At 42.7% G+C, this 578-nt stretch carries 1 protein-coding gene; it reads left to right on the forward strand.

The genetic code is table 11. The features are described from left to right. A partial coding sequence (gene argS, locus GMD6S_RS10020) for an arginine--tRNA ligase domain-containing protein (RefSeq protein ID WP_000507581.1) occupies positions 1–578 on the forward strand: 578 nt, incomplete at both ends.

Genomic DNA, 578 nt, shown 5'->3' on the forward strand with positions numbered 1-578 from the left:
CACTATGCTGACCAAACCATTGGCAAGCAAGAAAATGTCGTTATCGATATGTCTAGTCCCAATATCGCAAAACCATTCTCTATTGGGCACTTGCGTTCAACAGTTATCGGAGATAGCTTATCACATATTTTCCAAAAAATCGGTTATCAAACGGTCAAGGTCAACCACCTAGGAGACTGGGGCAAACAGTTTGGAATGTTGATCGTTGCCTACAAGAAATGGGGAAATGAGGAAGCCGTTAAAGCACATCCAATCGATGAACTTCTTAAACTCTACGTTCGCATCAATGCTGAAGCTGAAAAAGACCCTAGCTTGGATGAAGAAGCACGCGAATGGTTCCGCAAACTGGAAAATGGAGATGAGGAAGCCCTCGCTCTCTGGCAATGGTTCCGTGATGAAAGTTTAGTGGAATTCAACCGCCTTTACAATGAATTGCAAGTCAAATTTGACAGCTACAACGGAGAAGCCTTCTACAACGATAAGATGGATGCTGTTGTAGATATTCTCGCTGAAAAAGGACTTCTTGTTGAGTCAGAGGGAGCCCAAGTTGTCAATCTTGAGAAATATGGAATTGAACA

This window comes from Streptococcus sp. GMD6S, from assembly GCF_000297015.1.